The sequence below is a fragment of the Streptomyces sp. OZ13 genome (assembly GCF_052068155.1).
In the GTDB taxonomy this organism is placed as follows: Bacteria; Actinomycetota; Actinomycetes; order Streptomycetales; family Streptomycetaceae; genus Streptomyces.
Map to the genome: position 1 here is coordinate 654,850 of NZ_JBQHCZ010000005.1, position 20,301 is coordinate 675,150.

The 20,301-nt window shown below is 69.9% G+C and carries 18 protein-coding genes; all 18 read left to right on the top strand.

What is annotated here, in order from left to right; genetic code table 11:
- Positions 1–67: 67 nt before the first annotated feature.
- The 18 genes from ACTMTU_RS16400 to atpB all read left to right on the top strand — a co-directional run bounded on the left by ACTMTU_RS16400 (position 68) and on the right by atpB (position 20,298).
- Entirely contained in the window at positions 68–541 is a 474-nt protein-coding gene (locus ACTMTU_RS16400; protein ID WP_441264243.1) for a response regulator, read from the top strand.
- Positions 542–704: 163 nt separating this feature from the next.
- Positions 705–1,901, top strand: coding sequence for an ArgS-related anticodon-binding protein NrtL (gene nrtL / locus ACTMTU_RS16405; protein WP_441264198.1), 1,197 nt, complete (start codon positions 705–707; stop codon positions 1,899–1,901).
- Positions 1,902–1,924: 23 nt separating this feature from the next.
- Positions 1,925–3,316, top strand: coding sequence for a diaminopimelate decarboxylase (lysA, locus tag ACTMTU_RS16410; RefSeq protein WP_441264199.1), 1,392 nt, complete (start codon positions 1,925–1,927; stop codon positions 3,314–3,316).
- Positions 3,317–3,416: 100 nt separating this feature from the next.
- Positions 3,417–4,706: a homoserine dehydrogenase gene (locus ACTMTU_RS16415; RefSeq protein WP_037776291.1), complete on the top strand. Its 1,290-nt coding sequence runs from the start codon at positions 3,417–3,419 to the stop codon at positions 4,704–4,706.
- Positions 4,707–4,713: 7 nt separating this feature from the next.
- A complete protein-coding gene (gene thrC, locus ACTMTU_RS16420) occupies positions 4,714–5,784 on the top strand; it encodes a threonine synthase (RefSeq protein WP_441264200.1) in 1,071 nt (356 codons plus the stop codon).
- A 340-nt stretch (positions 5,785–6,124) separates the two neighbouring features.
- Positions 6,125–7,042: a homoserine kinase gene (gene thrB, locus ACTMTU_RS16425; protein WP_441264201.1), complete on the top strand. Its 918-nt coding sequence runs from the start codon at positions 6,125–6,127 to the stop codon at positions 7,040–7,042.
- Between the two features lie 404 nt (positions 7,043–7,446).
- Positions 7,447–9,507 (top strand): transcription termination factor Rho, encoded by a 2,061-nt coding sequence (gene rho / locus ACTMTU_RS16430; protein WP_441264202.1) that lies wholly within the window; start codon positions 7,447–7,449, stop codon positions 9,505–9,507.
- Positions 9,508–9,785: 278 nt separating this feature from the next.
- The gene (locus ACTMTU_RS16435; protein WP_441264203.1) at positions 9,786–10,922 is read left to right on the top strand and encodes an LCP family protein; all 1,137 of its coding nucleotides are present in this window, start codon (positions 9,786–9,788) and stop codon (positions 10,920–10,922) included.
- Positions 10,923–11,070: 148 nt separating this feature from the next.
- Entirely contained in the window at positions 11,071–11,295 is a 225-nt protein-coding gene (gene rpmE / locus ACTMTU_RS16440) for a 50S ribosomal protein L31 (protein ID WP_441264204.1), read from the top strand.
- A 114-nt stretch (positions 11,296–11,409) separates the two neighbouring features.
- Positions 11,410–12,489: a peptide chain release factor 1 gene (gene prfA / locus ACTMTU_RS16445; protein WP_441264205.1), complete on the top strand. Its 1,080-nt coding sequence runs from the start codon at positions 11,410–11,412 to the stop codon at positions 12,487–12,489.
- A gap of 86 nt (positions 12,490–12,575) precedes the next feature.
- Positions 12,576–13,421 carry a peptide chain release factor N(5)-glutamine methyltransferase gene (gene prmC / locus ACTMTU_RS16450; protein WP_005311874.1) on the top strand — a complete coding sequence of 282 codons (846 nt, stop codon included), beginning with the start codon at positions 12,576–12,578 and terminating at the stop codon, positions 13,419–13,421.
- A 28-nt stretch (positions 13,422–13,449) separates the two neighbouring features.
- Positions 13,450–14,097, top strand: coding sequence for an L-threonylcarbamoyladenylate synthase (locus tag ACTMTU_RS16455; RefSeq protein ID WP_005311872.1), 648 nt, complete (start codon positions 13,450–13,452; stop codon positions 14,095–14,097).
- Positions 14,094–14,744 carry an arsenate reductase/protein-tyrosine-phosphatase family protein gene (locus tag ACTMTU_RS16460; protein ID WP_005311870.1) on the top strand — a complete coding sequence of 217 codons (651 nt, stop codon included), beginning with the start codon at positions 14,094–14,096 and terminating at the stop codon, positions 14,742–14,744. Before ACTMTU_RS16455 ends, ACTMTU_RS16460 begins: the two co-directional genes overlap by 4 nt.
- Before the next feature lie 264 nt (positions 14,745–15,008).
- Positions 15,009–16,274, top strand: a complete 1,266-nt coding sequence (gene glyA / locus ACTMTU_RS16465) for a serine hydroxymethyltransferase (protein ID WP_441264206.1) — start codon at positions 15,009–15,011, stop codon at positions 16,272–16,274.
- 117 nt (positions 16,275–16,391) lie between these two features.
- Positions 16,392–17,735 carry an MraY family glycosyltransferase gene (locus ACTMTU_RS16470; RefSeq protein WP_441264207.1) on the top strand — a complete coding sequence of 448 codons (1,344 nt, stop codon included), beginning with the start codon at positions 16,392–16,394 and terminating at the stop codon, positions 17,733–17,735.
- Between the two features lie 306 nt (positions 17,736–18,041).
- On the top strand, positions 18,042–18,386 hold the full coding sequence (locus tag ACTMTU_RS16475) for a hypothetical protein (RefSeq protein WP_441264208.1): 345 nt from the start codon (positions 18,042–18,044) through the stop codon (positions 18,384–18,386).
- Between the two features lie 427 nt (positions 18,387–18,813).
- Entirely contained in the window at positions 18,814–19,251 is a 438-nt protein-coding gene (locus ACTMTU_RS16480) for a hypothetical protein (RefSeq protein ID WP_441264209.1), read from the top strand.
- A gap of 225 nt (positions 19,252–19,476) precedes the next feature.
- Positions 19,477–20,298, top strand: coding sequence for a F0F1 ATP synthase subunit A (atpB, locus tag ACTMTU_RS16485; RefSeq protein WP_037773738.1), 822 nt, complete (start codon positions 19,477–19,479; stop codon positions 20,296–20,298).
- Positions 20,299–20,301: the final 3 nt, after the last annotated feature.

Consider the following 20,301-nt stretch of genomic DNA (forward strand, 5'->3'; position numbering starts at 1 on the left):
CGGGTCGGAAGTGGGCAAAACCCGGACGCAGCCCTGTCCGCGGACCTACTCTCGAGTTGTGTCCGGCGTGTCCGGCCGAGTGCTCGTTGTCGATGACAACCGGGTGATTCGGCAGCTGATCAGGGTCAACCTCGAGCTGGAGGGCTTCGAGGTCGTGACCGCGGCCGATGGTGCCGAGTGTCTGGATGTGGTGCATCAGGTGCAGCCGGACGTCATCACGCTGGACGTCGTCATGCCCAGGCTCGACGGCCTGCGGACCGCCGCCCTGCTGCGGGACGACCCGCGCACCCGGCACATCCCCCTCGCGATCATCAGCGCCTGTACGCAGTACGAGGTCGACTGCGGTGTCGCCGCCGGGGTCGACGCCTTCCTCGCCAAGCCCTTCGAGCCGGCCGAGCTCGTGCGGGTCGTGCGGCAGTTGATGCACCGGGAGCCCAGGGCCCCCAGGGGACCCCGGGATGCCCGCGAGTCCGGGGAGGGTGGCCCGCCGGCCGTCGACGGAAGGCACGAAGCCGGGCGGACGGAGAGCGCCAGAGGTTGACCGCGCCCGTGACCACGGCGTTCCGGAGACCGGCGGCGCCAGCGACTGCCGCCCGCACCTCCGCGCCCGCGACCACCGTCCGCGCTACCGCGCCCGCCCCCGCAGTGACCGCATCGCGAAACCGGTTCGCGGAGTGCCCCCCTTCCTCCCATACGCTTGTCCCGTGACCCCCGCAGAGCTCTCCCGTACCGTGCGGCACGCCGTGTGCCGTGCCGTGGAGGACGGTGCGCTGCACGTCGACGCCCCCGGAGTCGTCAAGATCGAGCGGCCCCGGCCCGGTGGGCGCGGAGACTACGCCACCGGGATCGCGCTGAGGCTGGCGCGGCAGGCGGGACGGCCGGCCGCCGAAGTGGCCGCGGAGCTGGGACACCGCATCGCCGCCACCCCCGGAATCGCCGCGGTCGACATCACCGGGCCCGGCTTCCTCAACATCACCCTCGAGTCCGACACCCAGCAGCGGCTCGTACGGGACGTCCTGGAGCGCGGCGAGAAGTACGGCTGGACCGACCTGACCGGTGCCGTCGAGCAGCCCACCTACCGCGCCGACGTACGAGCAGCCGTCATGGCCGACACTCTGCGCCGGATCCTGCTCTCGCAGGGCACCCTGAGCCGGACCTTCTGCGAGGGCGCCGCCGACCCCGTCTGGGCCGACCTCGGCGTCCGTATCGAGGCCCAGCACGCGCAGAGGCGGCTCCGTACAGACGTCGCGCCCGTTCCCGCCGCCGACGACGCGGCCACGCTCCTGCGGCGACTCGGCGTGGACGCCACCCGATGGGGACTGCTCGCCCCCGCGGCCCACGACCGGCCCTTGACCGACAGCCCCACCCCCGACCGCCCCACCGCGGACGGGTCCTCTGCGGACCGCCTCCCGACCCACCGCCCCACCACAGACGGGTCCCCGGCCGACCGCCCCACCCCGGCCGACCGCGACGCCGGCAGGGCCGCCGGACCCACCCCTCACCCCCTCCTCCTCCAGCACGAGCGCAACCCCCTCTTCCGCGTGCGCTACGCCCACGCCCGCGCCCGCGCCCTCTCCCGCAACGCCGCGCAGCTCGGGTTCGCCGGCAGCCCGGACGAGCATGTGGACGCCCCCGCTCTCACCGCCGCCATCGGCGATCACCCCGCCGTTCTCGCGGACGCCGCCCGGCTCAGGGCGCCCGACCGGCTTGCCCGGCATCTGGAAGTCACCGCCGACGCTCTTCTCTCCTTCCAGAGCAGCGGCCGGCACAGCGTGCTGCCCGTCGGTGACGAGAAACCCTCGGCCGCCCACCGTTCCCGGCTCGCTCTTGCCGAAGCCGCCGGGACGGTGCTCGCCGGTGGCCTGTCCCTGCTCGGTATCAGCGCGCCCGACCATCTGTGAGACGTGAGAGAGACCAGATTCCGATGAGCCGATCCGCACACCCCGCCGGTCCCCGTCATGCCGATGTCCTCCCCGAGGGGCACTACACGGCACCGCCCACCGACCTGAACGCCCTCGACCCGAAGGTGTGGGCCGACACCGTCACCCGTAACGCCGACGGTGTCGTGTCCGTCGGCGGGATCGAAGTGACCAGGCTGGCGGAGGAGTTCGGCACCCCGGCCTACTTCCTCGACGAGGCCGACTTCCGTGCCCGCTGCCGCGCCTGGGCCGACGCCTTCGGCAAGGACGCGGACGTGTTCTACGCGGGCAAGGCGTTCCTGTCCCGGGCGGTCGTCAGGTGGCTGAAGGAGGAGGGGCTCAACCTCGACGTGTGCTCGGGCGGTGAGCTGGCGACGGCGCTGGCCGCCGGGATGCCCGCGGAGCGCATCGCCTTCCACGGCAACAACAAGTCGGTGGAGGAGATCGAGCGCGCGGTGAGCGCCGGCGTCGGGCGGATCGTGCTCGACTCGTTCCAGGAGATCGTCCGGGTCGCGCACATCGCCCAGAGCATGGGCAAGCGGCAGCGGGTGCAGATCCGGGTGACCGTCGGCGTCGAGGCCCACACGCACGAGTTCATCGCCACCGCCCACGAGGACCAGAAGTTCGGCATCGCGCTGGCCGGCGGTCAGGCCGCGGAAGCCGTGCGGCGGGCGCTGAGGCTGGACGGGCTCGAGCTGATCGGCATCCACTCCCACATCGGTTCACAGATCTTCGACATGGCCGGCTTCGAGGTCTCCGCCCGCCGGGTCGTGCAGCTGCTCGCCGAGGTGCGGGACGAGCACGGCGTCGAGCTGCCCGAGATCGACCTCGGTGGCGGCCTCGGTATCGCGTACACCTCCGAGGACGATCCGCGTGAGCCGCACGAGATCGCGAAGTCCCTGACCGAGATCGTCACCCGTGAGTGTGAGGCCGCCGGGCTGCGCTCGCCCCGCATCTCCGTCGAGCCGGGCCGTGCGATCGTCGGGCCCACCGCCTTCACCCTGTACGAGGTCGGCACCGTCAAGCCGCTCGAGGGACTGCGTACGTACGTCAGCGTCGACGGTGGCATGTCGGACAACATCCGCACCGCGCTGTACGACGCCGAGTACAGCGTCGCCCTGGTGTCGCGGACCTCCGAAGCCGCTCCGATGCTGAGCCGGGTCGTCGGCAAGCACTGTGAGAGTGGCGACATCGTGGTCAAGGACGCGTTCCTGCCGGCCGACCTCGCGCCCGGCGATCTGATCGCCGTGCCGGCCACCGGCGCGTACTGCCGTTCCATGGCCAGCAACTACAACCACGCACTTCGCCCGCCTGTCGTCGCCGTCGCGGACGGCGAGGCACGGGTGATCGTCCGGCGTGAGACGGAGGAAGATCTCCTGCGTCTCGACGTCGGATAGTTGAGATAGATGTCTCGCATGCCGGACGGAGGGCAGAAACTCCGGTTCGGTGGGTGAGACTGGTCCACATCCAAGAAGTAATGAGAAGCGAGGTCGGATGATGCGTACGCGTCCGCTGAAGGTGGCGCTGCTGGGCTGTGGAGTGGTCGGCTCAGAGGTGGCGCGCATCATGACGACGCACGCCGACGACCTCGCCGCGCGTATCGGCGCCCCGGTGGAGCTCGCCGGGGTCGCCGTTCGCCGGCCGTCCAAGGTGCGCGAGGGCATCGACCCGGCGCTCATCACCACGGACGCGACCGCGCTCGTCAAACGCGGCGACATCGACGTCGTCATCGAGGTCATCGGCGGCATCGAGCCGGCCCGCACCCTCATCACCACCGCGTTCGAGCACGGCGCCTCCGTGGTCTCCGCCAACAAGGCGCTGCTCGCCGAGGACGGCGCGACGCTGTACGCCGCCGCCGAGCAGCACGGCCGCGACCTGTACTTCGAGGCCGCCGTCGCCGGCGCGATCCCGCTGATCAGGCCGCTGCGCGAGTCCCTCGCCGGCGACAAGGTCAACCGCGTGCTCGGCATCGTCAACGGCACGACCAACTTCATCCTCGACAAGATGGACAGCTCCGGGGCGGGGTACTCGGAGGCGCTGGACGAGGCGACCGCCCTCGGATACGCCGAGGCCGACCCGACCGCCGACGTCGAGGGCTTCGACGCGGCCGCCAAGGCTGCCATCCTCGCCGGGATCGCCTTCCACACCCGGGTACGGCTCGACGACGTCTACCGCGAGGGCCTCACCGAGGTCACCGCCGCCGACATGGCCTCCGCCCGCCGCATGGGCTGCACCGTCAAGCTCCTCGCGATCTGCGAGCGGGCGGCGGACGGGCAGTCGGTGACGGCCCGCGTGCACCCCGCGATGATCCCGCTCAGCCACCCGCTGGCATCGGTCCGCGAGGCGTACAACGCCGTCTTCGTCGAGGCCGAGGCCGCCGGGCAGCTGATGTTCTACGGCCCCGGCGCCGGCGGTTCGCCCACCGCGTCCGCCGTGCTCGGCGACCTCGTCGCCGTGTGCCGCAACAAGCTCGCCGAGGCAACGGGGCCCGGCGAGTCGGCGTACACCCAACTGCCCGTGAGCCCCATGGGCGACGTGGTGACGCGCTACCACATCAGCCTCGACGTGGCCGACAAGCCGGGCGTCCTCGCCCAGGTCGCGACGGTCTTCGCCGAGCACGGCGTATCCATCGATACGGTGCGCCAGCAGGGCAAGGACGGCGAGGCCTCTCTCGTCGTCGTCACCCACCGCGCGCCCGACGCCGCCCTTTCCGGGACCGTCGAGGCGCTGCGCAAGCTCGACACCGTGCGCGGTGTCGCCAGCATCATGCGTGTTGAAGGGGAGTAAGGGACCCATGACCACCAACGGCACCCACCAGTGGCGCGGCATCATCGAGGAGTACCGGGACCGTCTTCCGGTCACGGACACGACGCCGGTCGTCACGCTCCGTGAGGGTGGCACGCCGCTCGTCCCGGCGCAGGTCCTCTCCGAGCGCACGGGCTGCGAGGTGCACCTCAAGGTCGAGGGCGCCAACCCCACCGGGTCCTTCAAGGACCGCGGTATGACGATGGCCATCACCCGGGCCAAGGAGGAGGGCGCGCAGGCCGTCATCTGCGCCTCCACCGGCAACACCTCCGCCTCCGCCGCCGCGTACGCGGTGCGCGCCGGGATGGTCTGCGCGGTCCTCGTGCCGCAGGGCAAGATCGCCCTCGGCAAGATGGGCCAGGCCCTCGTGTACGGGTCGAAGATCCTTCAGGTCGACGGCAACTTCGACGACTGCCTGAACCTGGCCCGCAGCCTCTCGGAGAACTACCCCGTGGCGCTGGTCAATTCGGTCAACCCGTACCGGATCGAGGGTCAGAAGACCGCCTCCTTCGAGATCGTCGACGCGCTCGGCGACGCCCCCGACATCCATGTGCTGCCCGTCGGCAACGCCGGCAACATCACGGCGTACTGGAAGGGGTACAAGGAGTACTCCGCGGACGCGATGGCCTCCCGGACTCCCCGCATGTGGGGCTTCCAGGCGTCCGGTTCGGCGCCGATCGTGCGCGGCGAGGTCGTGAAGGACCCGTCGACGATCGCCACCGCGATCCGGATCGGCAACCCCGCGTCCTGGACGCAGGCGATCGCCGCACGCGACGAGTCCGGCGGCTTCATCGATGAGGTGACGGACCGTGAGATCCTGCGCGCCTACCGCCTGTTGGCGTCGCAGGAGGGTGTCTTCGTCGAGCCCGCTTCGGCCGCGTCCGTCGCCGGTCTGCTGAAGGCCGCCGAGCAGGGCAAGGTCGACCCGGGCCAGAAGATCGTGTGCACGGTCACCGGCAACGGTCTGAAGGACCCCGACTGGGCGGTCGCCGGAGCGCCCCAGCCGGTCACCGTCCCGGTCGACGCGGCCGCCGCGGCGGAGCGCCTCGGTCTCGCGTAGCCGTCCGGCGCGGCGCCTGGCGTGAACGGGGCTGCTCGCGGCCCTGATCCGGCCGGAAGACCGCTTGCGCCCGTCCGGTTGCCCTACTGGAAAGTATGGCAACCCGGACAACGTCACACGTAGAGGCACAGGAGGCTCGCGACACGCATCGTGCGCCTCCTGTGCGCCCTATGTCGCAGGTGAACCTTCCTTCGATAGGCTGTACCCGAACCCGGCCCGCCGCATATGCGCGGTGTCGTTGCCGTCGCGGTGTTTCCACCGCCGAGGCCCACGGGTATTCCTGCCTCTCGAACCAATCGTGTACATCCCGCAGTTCAGAACCAAGGAGAGTCGTCGAGCGATGGCCGGTCCAGCGTTCCGCGCCGCCGCCGTCCGGGTGCGCGTCCCCGCAACCAGCGCCAATCTCGGTCCGGGCTTCGATGCCCTGGGGCTGTCGCTCGGTCTGTACGACGACGTGGTCGTCCGGGTCGCGGACTCCGGTCTGCACATCGACATCGCCGGTGAGGGCGCGTCGACCCTGCCCCGGGACGAGAACCACCTGCTGGTACGGGCCCTGCGCACGGCCTTCGACCTGCTCGGCGGTCAGCCGCGCGGCCTCGAGGTCGTCTGCGCCAACCGCATCCCGCACGGCCGCGGTCTCGGCTCCTCCTCGGCCGCGATCTGCGCCGGTATCGTCGCCGCCCGCGCCGTGACGATAGGGGGCGACGCGAAGCTCGACGACGGGGCGCTGCTCGAGCTCGCGACCGAGATCGAGGGCCACCCGGACAATGTCGCCGCCTGTCTGCTCGGCGGTTTCACCCTCGCCTGGACCGAATCGGGAGCGGCGCGCGCGATCAGGATGGATCCCGCCGATTCCGTCGTTCCGGTGGTTTTCGTTCCGTCCAAGCCGGTGCTCACGGAGACGGCCCGCGGGCTTCTCCCGCGCACCGTTCCGCATGTCGACGCCGCCGCCAACGCCGGCCGGGCCGCTCTCCTCGTCGAGGCCCTGACCAGGCGTCCTGAGCTGCTGCTGCCCGCCACGGAGGACCGTCTCCACCAGGAGTACCGGGCCCCGGCGATGCCGCAGAGCGTCGATCTGGTGAACCGACTGCGCGCCGACGGCGTCCCCGCAGTCATCTCCGGCGCGGGCCCCACGGTGCTCGCGCTGGCCGAGGACAGTGCGGCCGACAAGGTCGCACGGCTGGCGGGCGAGGGGTGGGCGGCCAACCGGCTCGCCTTCGACGCCGCGGGTGCGAGCGTTCTGCCGCTCGCGCCCTAGGGACACACGATTGCCACACGATTGCCGGTGAGAGAGAGGGGGAATGTTTGTTGGAGCCGGTAGTGTTAACCTCAAGTCAGCGGTCGTCGTCCTCACGACGCGGCGCTTTGCGTCCCTCATAGGGACCACCATTCTTCCGGGAGCCTCCCCAAACTGCCTGAGCAGCCTGCCTGAGCAGTTTCGAGCACGCTCCGGAACCGGCACGACACCCCTCGCTTTTTCCAGGAGTGGGCCGAGCAGGGGGACCTCGGGCCGGACCTTGCACGTATGCATGTATCTCTCTCCGCCGTCAATTCTCCGGCGGGACCACCGCTCCGGCACGGCCCACACCCGGGACCGAAGCCGGACAGCACAACCGGTCGCCGAGCCAGAAGGCCGACGTCCGCTCCAGGGAAGGACCCTTCGTGAGCGACACCACCGATCTGATGGGCGTGACTGCCGACAGCAACGTCGACAACGCCGCGCCCGCCACAGGTGCTGCCTCGGGCACCACCTCACGGCGCCGCCGCTCCGGCACCGGCCTCGAGGGCATGGTCCTGGCCGAGCTGCAGCAGGTCGCGTCCGGCCTCGGCATCAGGGGCACCGCGCGTATGCGCAAGAGCCAGCTGATCGAGGTCATCAAGGAGGCGCAGGCCGGAGGGACCTCCCCGGCGAAGAGCGCCGACGCGGGCGCCGCCGAGGCCCCCGCCAAGCCCAAGCGCCGCGCCACGTCCAAGACCCGCACGGGTGACGAGGCCGCTGCCCCCGCCGCTGAGAAGGCGGAGAAGGCCGACAAGCCCGAGAAGGCTGTCGCCCAGCAGCAGATCGACATCCCGGGACAGCCGGGTGGCGGCCCCTCCCAGGCCGCAGGCTCTGGGGGAGACGACCAGCCGGCCGGTGAGCGCCGTCGCCGTCGCGCCACGGCGCAGGCGGGCAGCCCGGACACCCGCACCGAGGCCCGCGGGGACACCGCCGTCGAGGTCAAGACCGACGTCAAGACCGACGAGCGCCCCGAGGCCAAGGCGGACACCGCCGTGGACACCGCCGAAGGCCGTCGTGACCGCCAGCGCGGCGACCGCGCCGAGCGTGGCGACCGGGGCGGCGAGCGCGGGGACCGCGGCGAGCGCCGTGAGCGTCAGCGTGACCGCCGCGGCAAGGGCGACGACCAGCAGCAGGGCGGCCAGCGCCAGCAGCGTCAGGGCGCCCAGCAGAGCACCGGCCCCCAGGACGACTTCGACGACGAGGCCGGTGGCCGTCGCGGACGCCGCGGCCGCTACCGCGACCGCCGTGGCCGCCGTGGCCGTGACGACTTCCAGGCCGGCGAGCCGCAGGTCTCCGACGACGACGTCCTGATCCCCGTCGCGGGCATCCTGGACATCCTCGACAACTACGCGTTCATCCGGACCTCCGGCTACCTGCCCGGCCCGAACGACGTGTACGTCTCCCTCGCCCAGGTCCGCAAGAACGGCCTGCGCAAGGGTGACCACGTCACCGGCGCCGTGCGCCAGCCCAAGGAAGGCGAGCGCCGCGAGAAGTTCAACGCGCTGGTCCGCCTCGACTCGGTCAACGGCATGGCGCCCGAATCGGGCCGCGGCCGCCCCGAGTTCAACAAGCTGACCCCGCTGTACCCGCAGGACCGGCTGCGTCTCGAGACCGACCCGGGCGTGCTGACGACCCGGATCATCGACCTCGTCGCGCCGATCGGCAAGGGCCAGCGAGGCCTGATCGTGGCCCCGCCGAAGACCGGTAAGACCATGATCATGCAGGCGATCGCCAACGCGATCACCCACAACAACCCCGAGTGCCACCTGATGGTCGTCCTGGTCGACGAGCGTCCGGAAGAGGTCACCGACATGCAGCGGTCGGTGAAGGGCGAGGTCATCTCCTCGACCTTCGACCGTCCCGCGGAGGACCACACCACCGTCGCCGAGCTGGCCATCGAGCGCGCCAAGCGTCTCGTCGAGCTGGGTCACGACGTGGTCGTCCTGCTGGACTCGATCACCCGCCTCGGCCGCGCCTACAACCTGGCGGCCCCGGCCTCCGGACGCATCCTGTCCGGTGGTGTCGACTCGACCGCGCTCTACCCGCCGAAGCGCTTCTTCGGTGCCGCGCGCAACATCGAGGACGGCGGCTCGCTGACCATCCTGGCCACCGCGCTGGTCGACACCGGCTCGCGGATGGACGAGGTGATCTTCGAGGAGTTCAAGGGCACCGGCAACGCGGAGCTCAAGCTCGACCGGAAGCTCGCCGACAAGCGCATCTTCCCGGCGGTGGACGTCGACGCGTCCGGCACCCGTAAGGAAGAGATCCTGCTCGGCAGCGACGAGCTCGCCGTCACCTGGAAGCTGCGTCGTGTGCTGCACGCACTCGACCAGCAGCAGGCGATCGAGCTGCTGCTCGACAAGATGAAGCAGACCAAGTCGAACGGCGAGTTCCTGCTTCAGATCCAGAAGACGACTCCGTCCGCCGGCAACGGCAACGACTGAGAGAGCTTCGCCACAGCCGCCGGGCCCGTCACGGGCCCGTCGCGGGACCACCGGTCCCCCTCCGCCACCGGCAGAAACCGCTGGTGACAGGGCGGGCCAGGTCCCTCGAGCTGTCCCTCGGGCCCACCGCGTACCGCGCGGTGGGCCCGAGGCGTTCTCAGGGAGTTCTCACCGGGCCGTGCAACGCTTCTCGCTGCTCCGACGTCTGAGCAACTACGACAAACCGCGCCTGAACACCACCAGCGGGGGTAGCGGGAGCAGCGAGAGCCGAGGAGAGCATGAGCGAGCGGAACGGCCGTGGCGGCCGAATAGTCCCCCTACGCCCAGGGGGCGTGGGGGGACCCCCGAGCGGCAGACGCCGCAAGCCTCCCACGAAGGCCCGCCGGACCTGGACGGTCGTGGCATGGGTGGCGGCCACCCTGGTGCTCGTGGGCGGCTCAGGTCTCGGCCTTCTCTACTTCAAGCTCAACGGGAACCTCCAGGGCGTCGACATCAAGACGGCACTGGGCGAGGACCGCCCGAAGAACGTCGACAACGGCTCCATGGACATCCTGGTGCTCGGCTCCGACTCACGCTCCGGCGAGAACTCCGGGTACGGCGACGACGACGGTGCCGCCCGCTCCGACACCGCGATGGTCGTCCACGTCCATCAGGGTCACAGGACCGCGAGCGTCGTGTCCGTACCGCGCGACACCATGGTGGGGCGGCCCGACTGCACCGGCCGGGACGGCACCGACGTCCCCGGCGACGAGCGGGCGATGTTCAACAGCGCCTACGAGATCGGCGGACCCGCCTGCGCCGTGAAGACGGTCGAGGCGATGTCCGGCATCCGCATGGACCACTACATCGAGGTCGACTTCACGGGCTTCAAGAAGCTCGTCGACGAGCTCGGCGGCGTCGACATCACCACCACGCAGCCGATCGACGACAGCAAGAGCCACCTGAGCCTCCGGCCCGGCACCCACCGCCTGGACGGGGAGCAGGCGCTCGGCCTCGTACGCACCCGCAAGAGCGTCGGCGACGGCAGCGACCTCGGCCGCATCCAGCTCCAGCAGGCCTTCATGAAGGCGTTCATCGAGCAGGTCAAGGACGTGGGCGTGTTCAGCAGCCCGAAGAAGCTCCTCGACCTCGCCGACGCCGGCACCAAGGCGATCACGCCCGACTCCGAGCTGGACTCGGTGAACGAGCTGATGGGCTTCGCCAGAGGGCTCGGCGCCCTCGGCGCGGAGGACGTCCACATGATCACGATGCCGGTGGAGTACGACCCCGCAGACCCCAACCGCGTCGTGCCCGTCGAGACCGGCGCGCGGCAGGTGTGGACGGCGCTCAAGCAGGACAGGCCGATCCCTGCCTCCGCGGTGCGGGACTCGGCGGGCGACAAGGGCGATGCCGCCACCGTCGTGAAGAGCCCGTAATACCCACTTCGACCGCCAGGAATACTTCGGCGACCACCCCGGTTTTGGGAGATACGGCCGGTCCTGGCAGACTGGTACGTCGGCCCCGGTTCACGTACGAGCATCCCCGCCCGTGCGACCCGGCGCCCTCCCGAACCTAGGAGACACCTTGAAGCGCGACATCCACCCCGAGTACGTCGAGACCCAGGTCAGCTGCACCTGTGGTGCGGCATTCACCACGCGTAGCACGATCCAGAGCGGCAACATCCGCGCCGAGGTCTGCTCCGAGTGCCACCCGTTCTACACGGGCAAGCAGAAGATCCTCGACACCGGTGGCCGCGTGGCCCGCTTCGAGGCCCGCTTCGGCAAGGCTGCCGGCTCCGCCAAGAAGTAGCGAGCCACTGCGCCGGTCCTCGGCCGCCCCCTCCAGGGTGGCCGGGACCGGCGCTTTGTCCGTTCTGAGCAGCCACCGCAGCCACCCCTTCGCGTACGAAACCAGGAGCCATCGATGTTCGAAGCGGTCGAGGAACTGATCGGCGAGCACGCCGATCTCGAGAAGCAGCTCGCCGACCCTTCGGTCCACGCCGACCAGGCGAACGCGCGCAAGCTGAACAAGCGCTACGCCGAGCTGACGCCCATCGTCGGCACCTACCGAGCCTGGAAGCAGACCGGCGAGGACATCGGGACGGCCCGTGAACTGGCCCAGGACGACCCGGAGTTCGCCGCCGAGGTGAAGGACCTGGAGAAGCAGCGCGAGGGGCTCACCGAGAAGCTGCGGCTGCTGCTCGTCCCGCGCGACCCCAGCGACGACAAGGACGTCATCCTCGAGGTCAAGGCCGGCGCTGGCGGCGACGAGTCCGCCCTGTTCGCGGGCGACCTGCTGCGGATGTACCTGCGTTACGCGGAGCGCGTCGGCTGGAAGACCGAGATCATCGACTCGACCGAGTCCGAGCTCGGCGGCTACAAGGACGTCCAGGTCGCCGTCAAGACCAAGGGCGGCCAGGGCGCGACCGAGCCGGGCCAGGGTGTCTGGGCACGGCTGAAGTACGAGGGCGGGGTGCACCGCGTGCAGCGCGTGCCCGCCACCGAGTCGCAGGGCCGTATCCACACCTCCGCGGCCGGTGTGCTGGTCACGCCGGAGGCCGAGGAGATCGACGTCGAGATCCACGCCAACGACCTGCGCATCGACGTCTACCGCTCGTCCGGACCCGGCGGCCAGTCCGTCAACACGACCGACTCCGCCGTCCGCATCACGCACCTGCCGACCGGCATCGTCGCCTCCTGCCAGAACGAGAAGAGCCAGCTCCAGAACAAGGAGCAGGCCATGCGTATCCTGCGCTCCAGGCTGCTCGCCGCAGCCCAGGAGGAGGCCGAGAGCAAGGCCGCGGACGCCCGCCGCAGCCAGGTCCGAACGGTCGACCGGTCGGAGAAGATCCGTACGTACAACTTCCCGGAAAACCGGATCTCGGACCACCGCGTCGGCTTCAAGGCGTACAACTTGGACCAGGTGCTCGACGGTGACCTGGACGCAGTGATCCAGGCGTGCGTCGACGCCGACTCCGCCGCCAAGCTCGCGGCTGCCCAGTAGCCCGCGACCCGGCGAAGCCGGTGCAGTTCCCGTAGTCCCGTAGGTCAGAGAATCGTCCGCACGAGCGTCACAGGAAGGGTAGGCACGTGAACCTGCTGCTTGCCGAGGTGGCCCAAGCCACCCAGCGGCTGGCCGACGCCGGCGTGCCGTCACCGCGGTTCGACGCGGAGGAGCTCGCCGCGTTCGTGCACGGCGTGAAGCGGGGAGAGCTCCACAATGTCAAGGACGCGGACTTCGACGCCCGCTACTGGGAGGCCGTCGCCCGCCGAGAGGCACGCGAGCCGCTCCAGCACATCACCGGGCGCGCCTTCTTCCGCTACCTGGAGCTCCAGGTCGGCCCCGGGGTGTTCGTGCCGCGCCCCGAGACCGAGTCGGTCGTCGGCTGGGCGATAGAAGCCGTACGCGCCATGGACGTCGTCGAGCCGCTCATCGTCGACCTGTGCTCCGGCTCCGGCGCCATCGCCCTCGCGATGGCCCAGGAAGTCCCGCGTTCGCGCGTGCACGCCGTGGAGCTGTCCGAGGACGCCCTGAAGTGGACCCGCAAGAACGCCGAGGGTTCCCGCGTCACCGTCCACCACGGCGACGCCCTCACCGCGCTGCCCGAGCTCGACGGCCAGGTCGACCTGGTCATCTCCAACCCGCCGTACATCCCGCTCACCGAGTGGGAGTACGTCGCGCCCGAGGCGCGCGACCACGACCCGCAGATGGCCCTGTTCTCCGGCGAGGACGGTCTGGACACCATCCGCGGCATCGAACGCACCGCGCACCGGCTGCTGCGGCCCGGCGGCCTCGTCGTCATCGAGCACGCCGACACCCAGGGCGGGCAGGTGCCGTGGATCTTCAACGAGGAATCCGGCTGGGCCGACGCAGCCGACCACCCCGACCTGAACAAGCGGCCGCGGTTCGCCACCGCCCGCAAGGCCATGCCATGACCAAGCACGTGTACGAGGAGGCCCGCTGATGGCTCGGCGATACGACTGCAACGACGCGACGGATCGCACCACCGGTCTGCGCGAGGCCGCATCGGCCGTCCGCCGCGGAGAGCTCGTCGTGCTGCCCACCGACACCGTGTACGGCATCGGTGCGGACGCCTTCAGCCCCGAGGCCGTCGCCGACCTGCTCGAGGCGAAGGGGCGCGGCCGGAACATGCCCACCCCTGTCCTCATCGGCTCGCCCAACACCCTGCACGGGCTCGTCACCGACTTCTCCGAGCAGGCCTGGGAGCTCGTCGATGCCTACTGGCCCGGCGCGCTGACCCTGGTCACCAAGCACCAGCCGTCCCTGCAGTGGAACCTCGGGGACACCCGTGGCACCGTCGCGATCCGGATGCCGCTGCACCCCGTCGCCATCGAACTGCTCACCGAGGTCGGCCCGATGGCCGTCTCCAGCGCCAACCTCACGGGACACCCCTCGCCCGAGGACTGCGACGCCGCCCAGGGGATGCTCGGCGACTCCGTCTCCGTCTACCTCGACGGCGGCCCGACGCCCGGCATCGTGCCGTCGTCGATCGTCGACGTCACCGGCAAGGTGCCGGTCCTGCTGCGTGAGGGCGCCCTGTCCGCGGACGAGCTGCGCAAGGTCGTACCAGACCTCGAGGTGGCCAATTGACCGCCCCTGAGGGGCGTGGCATAGCGGAAACCAGCAGCACGGGCCAGGCCTTCCGCATCCTCCACGTCAGCACCGGCAACGTCTGCCGCTCGCCCATCACCGAGCGGCTGACCCGCCATGCCCTGAGCGACCGCCTCGGCGATCCCCTCACGGGCGGCCTGATCGTGGAGAGCGCGGGCACGTGGGGCCACGAGGGCGCCCCGATGGAGGCCAACGCCGAGATCGTCCTCGCGGACTTCGGAGCGGACGCGAGCGGGTTCGTCGGGCGTGAGCTGCTCGACGAGCACGTCATCCGCGCGGACCTCGTCCTGACGGCCACGCGTGACCACCGTGCGCAGGTCATCTCGATGGGCCACTCGGCGGGCCTGCGGACCTTCACGCTCAAGGAGTTCACCCGCCTCGTACGCGCCATAGATCCGGCGACCCTGCCCGACCCCCGCGAGGACGGCGTCGTCGAACGTGCGCGCGCGCTGGTGCGGGCCGCGGCGGCGCTGCGGGGATGGCTGCTGGCGCCGAGCCCGGACGCGGACGAGGTGTTCGATCCGTACGGGGCGCCGATCACGTTCTTCCGCTCGATCGGCGACGAGATCCATCAGGCGCTGGACCCGGTGGTCACGGCGCTGACGGGGGTCCGGGCGCGGTCCTGACAACTTCAGCCTCGCCGGCGTGTGAGGCGCGGGGGTGCGGTGGCAGAGCCCCCGGAAACCCCGCGCAGAGCGCGGTGTTCGGGTCCGGGCGGAGCCCCACGCGGCGGAGCCGCACATCGGTACAGCGGGAAGGGGCGGGGTGGGGAACGGGCCCGCGCAGCGGAACAACCCGCCCGTAACCGTGTTGCGCACGCACCGCGCGGCCACGGCCCGCCGGTTCTACATTGGATGTGCCGCAGCTCCCCCCGAGGCCCCGGAGCCGTCATGTCCGTCACCGATGCAGCCCGCGCAGTGCCTTCCGTGCCGTCGACGTCGTTCGAGGCACTGCGCCGCCAGGATCCCCAGATCGCGGACATCCTCTTCGGGGAGTCGCAGCGGCAGGCGACCACCCTCCAGCTCATCGCCGCGGAGAACTTCACTTCTCCCGCGGTGCTCGCAGCTCTCGGGTCGCCGCTCGCGAACAAGTACGCGGAGGGCTATCCGGGCGCCCGCCACCACGGTGGCTGCGAGCTCGTCGACGCCGCCGAGCGCATCGCGATCGAGCGGGCGACGGCCCTGTTCGGCGCCGACCACGCCAATGTGCAGCCGCACTCCGGCTCCTCCGCGGTCCTCGCGGCGTACGCGGCCCTGCTGCGGCCCGGTGACACGGTGCTCGCCATGGGGCTCCCGTACGGCGGACACCTCACGCACGGTTCGCCGGCGAACTTCTCCGGCCGGTGGTTCGACTTCGTCGCCTACGGCGTGGACGCGGAGACCGGGCTCATCGACTACCACCAGGTGCGCCATCTGGCCCGGCAGCACCGGCCGAAGGCGATCGTCTGCGGGTCGATCTCCTATCCCCGCCACCCCGACTACGAGGCGTTCCGCGACATCGCGGACGAGGTCGGCGCCTATCTGATCGCGGACGCCGCGCACCCCATCGGTCTGGTCGCCGGCGGCGCGGCGCCGAATCCGGTGCCGTACGCGGACGTGGTGTGCGCCACCACCCACAAGGTCCTGCGCGGACCGCGCGGCGGGATGATTTTGTGCGGCTCCGAGCTGGCGGAGCGCATCGACCGGGCGGTGTTCCCGTTCACGCAGGGCGGGGCCCAGATGCACACCATCGCCGCGAAGGCCGTCGCATTCGGGGAGGCGGCGACGCCCGCGTTCACCGCGTACGCGCATCAGGTCGTCGCCAACGCGCGCGAACTTGCGGGGGCGCTCGCGGCGGAGGGCTTCGCCGTGCTGACGGACGGCACGGACACCCACATCGTCGGCGCGGATCCGGCACCCCTGGGCGTCGACGGCAGGGTCGCCCGTGGCCGGCTCGCAGCCGCGGGCATCGTCCTGGACACCTGCGCGCTGCCGTACGGGGACGGCCGGGGCATCCGGCTCGGCACCGCCGCCGTCACGACGCAGGGCATGGGCCGCAAGGAGATGGACCGGATCGCGACCTTGTTCACGGCGGCGCTGCGGGAGCAGAGCGAGCCGCACGACATCCGCGGAAAGGTACAGGGTCTCGTCGCGGGATTCCCGCCGTTCGCGGGGTAGCAGCATTGCTGTGCCGTCGCCGTGCAACCATCACAGAGCCCCGCGTGTCCTCAAGCATGTGGCTACCACAGCTAAGGTGTGGGGCTGAGATGGCCAGCGATTCCTGTGGGGCAGCCCGTGCGTGATTACCTGCTGACGCTATGTGTCACGGCCGCGGTGACGTATCTGCTCACCGGGCCGGTGAGGAAGTTCGCCATCGCCACCGGCGCGATGCCGGAGATCCGCGCCCGTGACGTACACCGCGAACCGACGCCCCGGCTGGGCGGCATCGCGATGTTCTTCGGCCTGTGCGCCGGGCTGCTGGTCGCCGACCATCTGGAGAACCTGAACAGCGTCTTCGAGCTGTCGAACGAACCACGTGCGCTGCTCTCCGGCGCCGCCCTGATCTGGATCATCGGCGTCCTGGACGACAAGTTCGAGATCGACGCCCTGATCAAACTGGGCGGCCAGATGATCGCCGCGGGCGTCATGGTCGTACAGGGCCTGACGATCCTTTGGATCCCGGTCCCGGGTGTGGGAACCGTCTCGCTGACGAGCTGGCAGGGGACCCTGCTCACCGTCGCCCTCGTCGTCATCACCATCAACGCGGTGAACTTCGTCGACGGCCTCGACGGTCTCGCGGCCGGCATGGTGTGCATCGCGGCCGCGGCGTTCTTCCTCTACGCCTACCGGATCTGGTTCAGCTACGGCATCGAGGCGGCGTCCCCCGCCACCCTGTTCACCGCGATCCTGATGGGCATGTGCCTGGGCTTCCTGCCCCACAACATGCACCCCGCCAGGATCTTCATGGGCGACTCCGGCTCGATGCTGATCGGACTCGTCCTCGCGGCGGCCGCGATCTCCGTGACCGGCCAGGTGGACATGGACGCCCTGCGGATCTTCGAGGGCGGCACCCGCCAGGCCACGCACGCGGCGCTGCCGGTGTTCATCCCGCTGCTGCTGCCGCTGACCATCATCGCGATCCCGGTCGCGGACCTGCTGCTGGCGATCGTCCGCCGTACCTGGAAGGGCCAGTCGCCGTTCGCGGCGGACCGCGGCCACCTCCACCACCGCCTCCTCGAGGTCGGCCACTCGCACAGCCGGGCCGTGCTGATCATGTACTTCTGGTCGGCGCTGATCGCCTTCGGCGTCGTCGCTTACTCCATCCACTCGAAGTCCATGTGGATCGTGCTGGCGGTGGTGGTGCTGAGCGCGATCGGCCTGGTGCTGTTGCTGCTGCCGCGCTTCACGCCGAGGGCGCCGCGGTGGGCGGAGAGCCTCGTGCCGCCGCGCTACCGCCGCCGTTCGAGGTCCGCGGCGGCCACGGCCGGCGCTTCGGAGCAGCACGGCACGGCGGCTCCCGACCACGAGGAGGGTCCGCGGATCCCGGTCGGCGTGGGCGTCAGCGGCGTCAACGGCGCGACAGCCGTGGGAGCACGGGCCCGTTTCCCGGAGCGGAGCAGGGCGGACTCCGCCCGCTGACCGGATCTGGGCCGCCCGGCCGTGCGCCGGCCGGATTGGGCCGTCCGGCCGCGAGGTTTACGAGGCGCCGGCGGCCGCGGTGGACCGCGGCCACCGTTCCCACGTCGATTGAGCCACGCCTGCCTGGCGGGTAATCGCCGTGATCGGCTTCACTGTCCGTACTTGGAGAATCACAATGACGAACAGGTGTGGTCTCACTAGTCTCTGATCTTGAGCGGCCAGACCAACCGCTCGATGAAGAGATGGGGAACTCTCATGGCAATGACGCCTGTTTTGAAGCGTGTTGGCGTAGTCGGAGTCACCGCCTTGGTGATCGGCACGCTGGGGGCGGGACCTGCTTTCGCGCGCGCCCACAACTGCACGGAGGGCGGGGGCAACTGCATCACCGTTGACGGGTCCGGGCTCAATGTCACGGACATCTCCGCCAGCTACACGCCGGCGCCTCGCACGGTGTCGGGGCGGATCGCCAAGCTGAAGGTGGAGGTCCCCGGCCAGGCCGCGAGGACCTACTGGGCGAACAACAGCGCCCGTCAGGGTCGTCCGGTGAGCCAGGACTGGGGCGGCTACGCCAAGAGGTACCCGAACGGCACGAAGCTGTGCACGGGGTGGAGCTTCACGAGTCACCTGGCCTGTGCCACCGTGCACAACTGAGCCGTCCGCACAAGATCATCTCGGTGCGCCCTGCCTGTCGGCGGGGCGCACCTTTTTGCCCTGAGGGCCGGGGCTCGGGGAGAATCGTGCTTGCCTCGTCAACCGGGCAACCCTCGAGAGCGGCGTCCAATAGTTGGGGCTGACGGCTGCCAGGAACCGAAGTAGTGACCGACAAACTGCTCATTACCAGACGAACTGCACGGTTGTCGTGCACACACGGGCGGGTTCACTCTCATGTGTGAGAGTTGGCACACCACTGGGTAAAGACCTCATCAAATAGTTTGTGATACCGTTCACGAGACCCGGAGACAGCGCCGAAGGACCGTAGTGCGACGGTTCGTTGGCCCCCGAGGCCCATCTCGGGACCGGGCCTACGCTCGTCCATGACGACACCACTTTGCCCCCACCAGCAAGCGGAGATGCCGCCATGCCGTCCAACGACGCACGCATCCTTATTCATGCCGCCGTACCCACCGCAGCCGCCGGCGCTGTTGCCGCCGTTGTCAGCGCAGTGGTCGCGGGTGGCAAGGGCGCGCTCGGGGCGATCGTGGCCACGCTGGTGGTGATCCTCTTCATGGGCATCGGGCTGTACGTCCTGCAGCGTGTGGCGAAGTCGTTGCCGCAGCTGTTCCAGGCCATGGGTCTGATGCTCTATACGGCACAGTTGCTGTTGCTGTTCATCTTTGTTGCGATGTTCAAGAACACCACGTTGTTCAACCCCAAGGCCTTCGCCATCACGCTGGTCGCGCTGACCCTCGTCTGGATCGGTGCACAGACCCGTGCACACATGAAGGCCAAGATCCTTTACGTCGAACCCGACTCCTCTGCCGGCAGCAAGCCCGGAAACAAGGGGCCGTCGTCGTGAGGGGTAGGGCCGGTATAAGGGCGCGTTCGGGATCCTGCTATCGTCCGGTGCCAACTGCGGCATCGCGGGCGCGGGCATCTGAGCTGACGCCTGCTTATTCGCGAGGCTTGATGCCCCACTGCCGCCCCACCATTCGAAACACCAGTCCAGTGCCGACCCGCGGTTTCGTGCCGCGCCGACACAACGAGGTTGCCGTACCTATGCGCCACGCTGAAGGAGCCCGCGGTGAGTGCTGACCCGACGCAGGTGCTCGCCTTCGAGACCGACTGCCACATCTTTGACGGTTGTGGCTTTCCGGCACCGGGCCTGCACTCGTTCCTGTTCGAGCCCCTTTGGGGCGACGCGGACAGCAACCTGTACTTCAACAAGACGATGTTGCTCGCCCTGCTCGGTTCGATCATCATCGTCGGCTTCTTCTGGGCTGCATTCCGCAAGCCCCAGGTCGTCCCCGGCAAGCTGCAGATGGTCGCCGAAGCCGGCTACGACTTCATCCGCCGTGGCATTGTCTACGAGACGATCGGCAAGCGTGAGGGCGAGAAGTACGTTCCGCTCGTGGTCTCGCTGTTCTTCTTCGTCTGGGTGATGAACCTCTGGTCGATCATCCCGCTGGCACAGTTCCCGGTGACGTCGATCATCGCGTACCCGATGGTCCTGGCGCTGATCGTCTACATCCTGTGGGTCAGCCTCACGTTCAAGCGCCACGGCTGGGGCGGAGCGTGGAAGAACATCACCGGCTTCGACAAGTCGCTCGGCCCGGTTGCCTACCTGGCCGCGACGATCGAGCTGTTCTCGAACCTCCTGGTCCGCCCGTTCACTCACGCGGTCCGTCTCTTCGCGAACATGTTCGCGGGTCACACCCTGCTGCTGCTCTTCACGATCGCCAGCTGGTACCTGCTGAACGGCATCGGTTTCGCCTACGCCGGCGTCTCGTTCGTGATGGTCGTCGTCATGACGGCTTTCGAGCTCTTCATCCAGGCGGTTCAGGCGTACGTCTTCGTCCTCCTGACCTGCACCTACATCCAGGGCGCGCTCGCCGAGCACCACTGAGCT

Bases quoted from the DNA above. Each gene is read 5' to 3' on its own strand.
- ACTMTU_RS16435 (WP_441264203.1), top strand. From the start codon at position 9,786: ATGAGCGAGCGGAACGGCCGTGGCGGCCGAATAGTCCCCCTACGCCCA.
- thrB (WP_441264201.1), top strand. From the start codon at position 6,125: ATGGCCGGTCCAGCGTTCCGCGCCGCCGCCGTCCGGGTGCGCGTCCCC.
- ACTMTU_RS16455 (WP_005311872.1), top strand. From the start codon at position 13,450: ATGGCTCGGCGATACGACTGCAACGACGCGACGGATCGCACCACCGGT.
- ACTMTU_RS16415 (WP_037776291.1), top strand. From the start codon at position 3,417: ATGCGTACGCGTCCGCTGAAGGTGGCGCTGCTGGGCTGTGGAGTGGTC.
- ACTMTU_RS16480 (WP_441264209.1), top strand. From the start codon at position 18,814: ATGCCGTCCAACGACGCACGCATCCTTATTCATGCCGCCGTACCCACC.
- thrC (WP_441264200.1), top strand. From the start codon at position 4,714: ATGACCACCAACGGCACCCACCAGTGGCGCGGCATCATCGAGGAGTAC.
- lysA (WP_441264199.1), top strand. From the start codon at position 1,925: ATGAGCCGATCCGCACACCCCGCCGGTCCCCGTCATGCCGATGTCCTC.
- prfA (WP_441264205.1), top strand. From the start codon at position 11,410: ATGTTCGAAGCGGTCGAGGAACTGATCGGCGAGCACGCCGATCTCGAG.
- glyA (WP_441264206.1), top strand. From the start codon at position 15,009: ATGTCCGTCACCGATGCAGCCCGCGCAGTGCCTTCCGTGCCGTCGACG.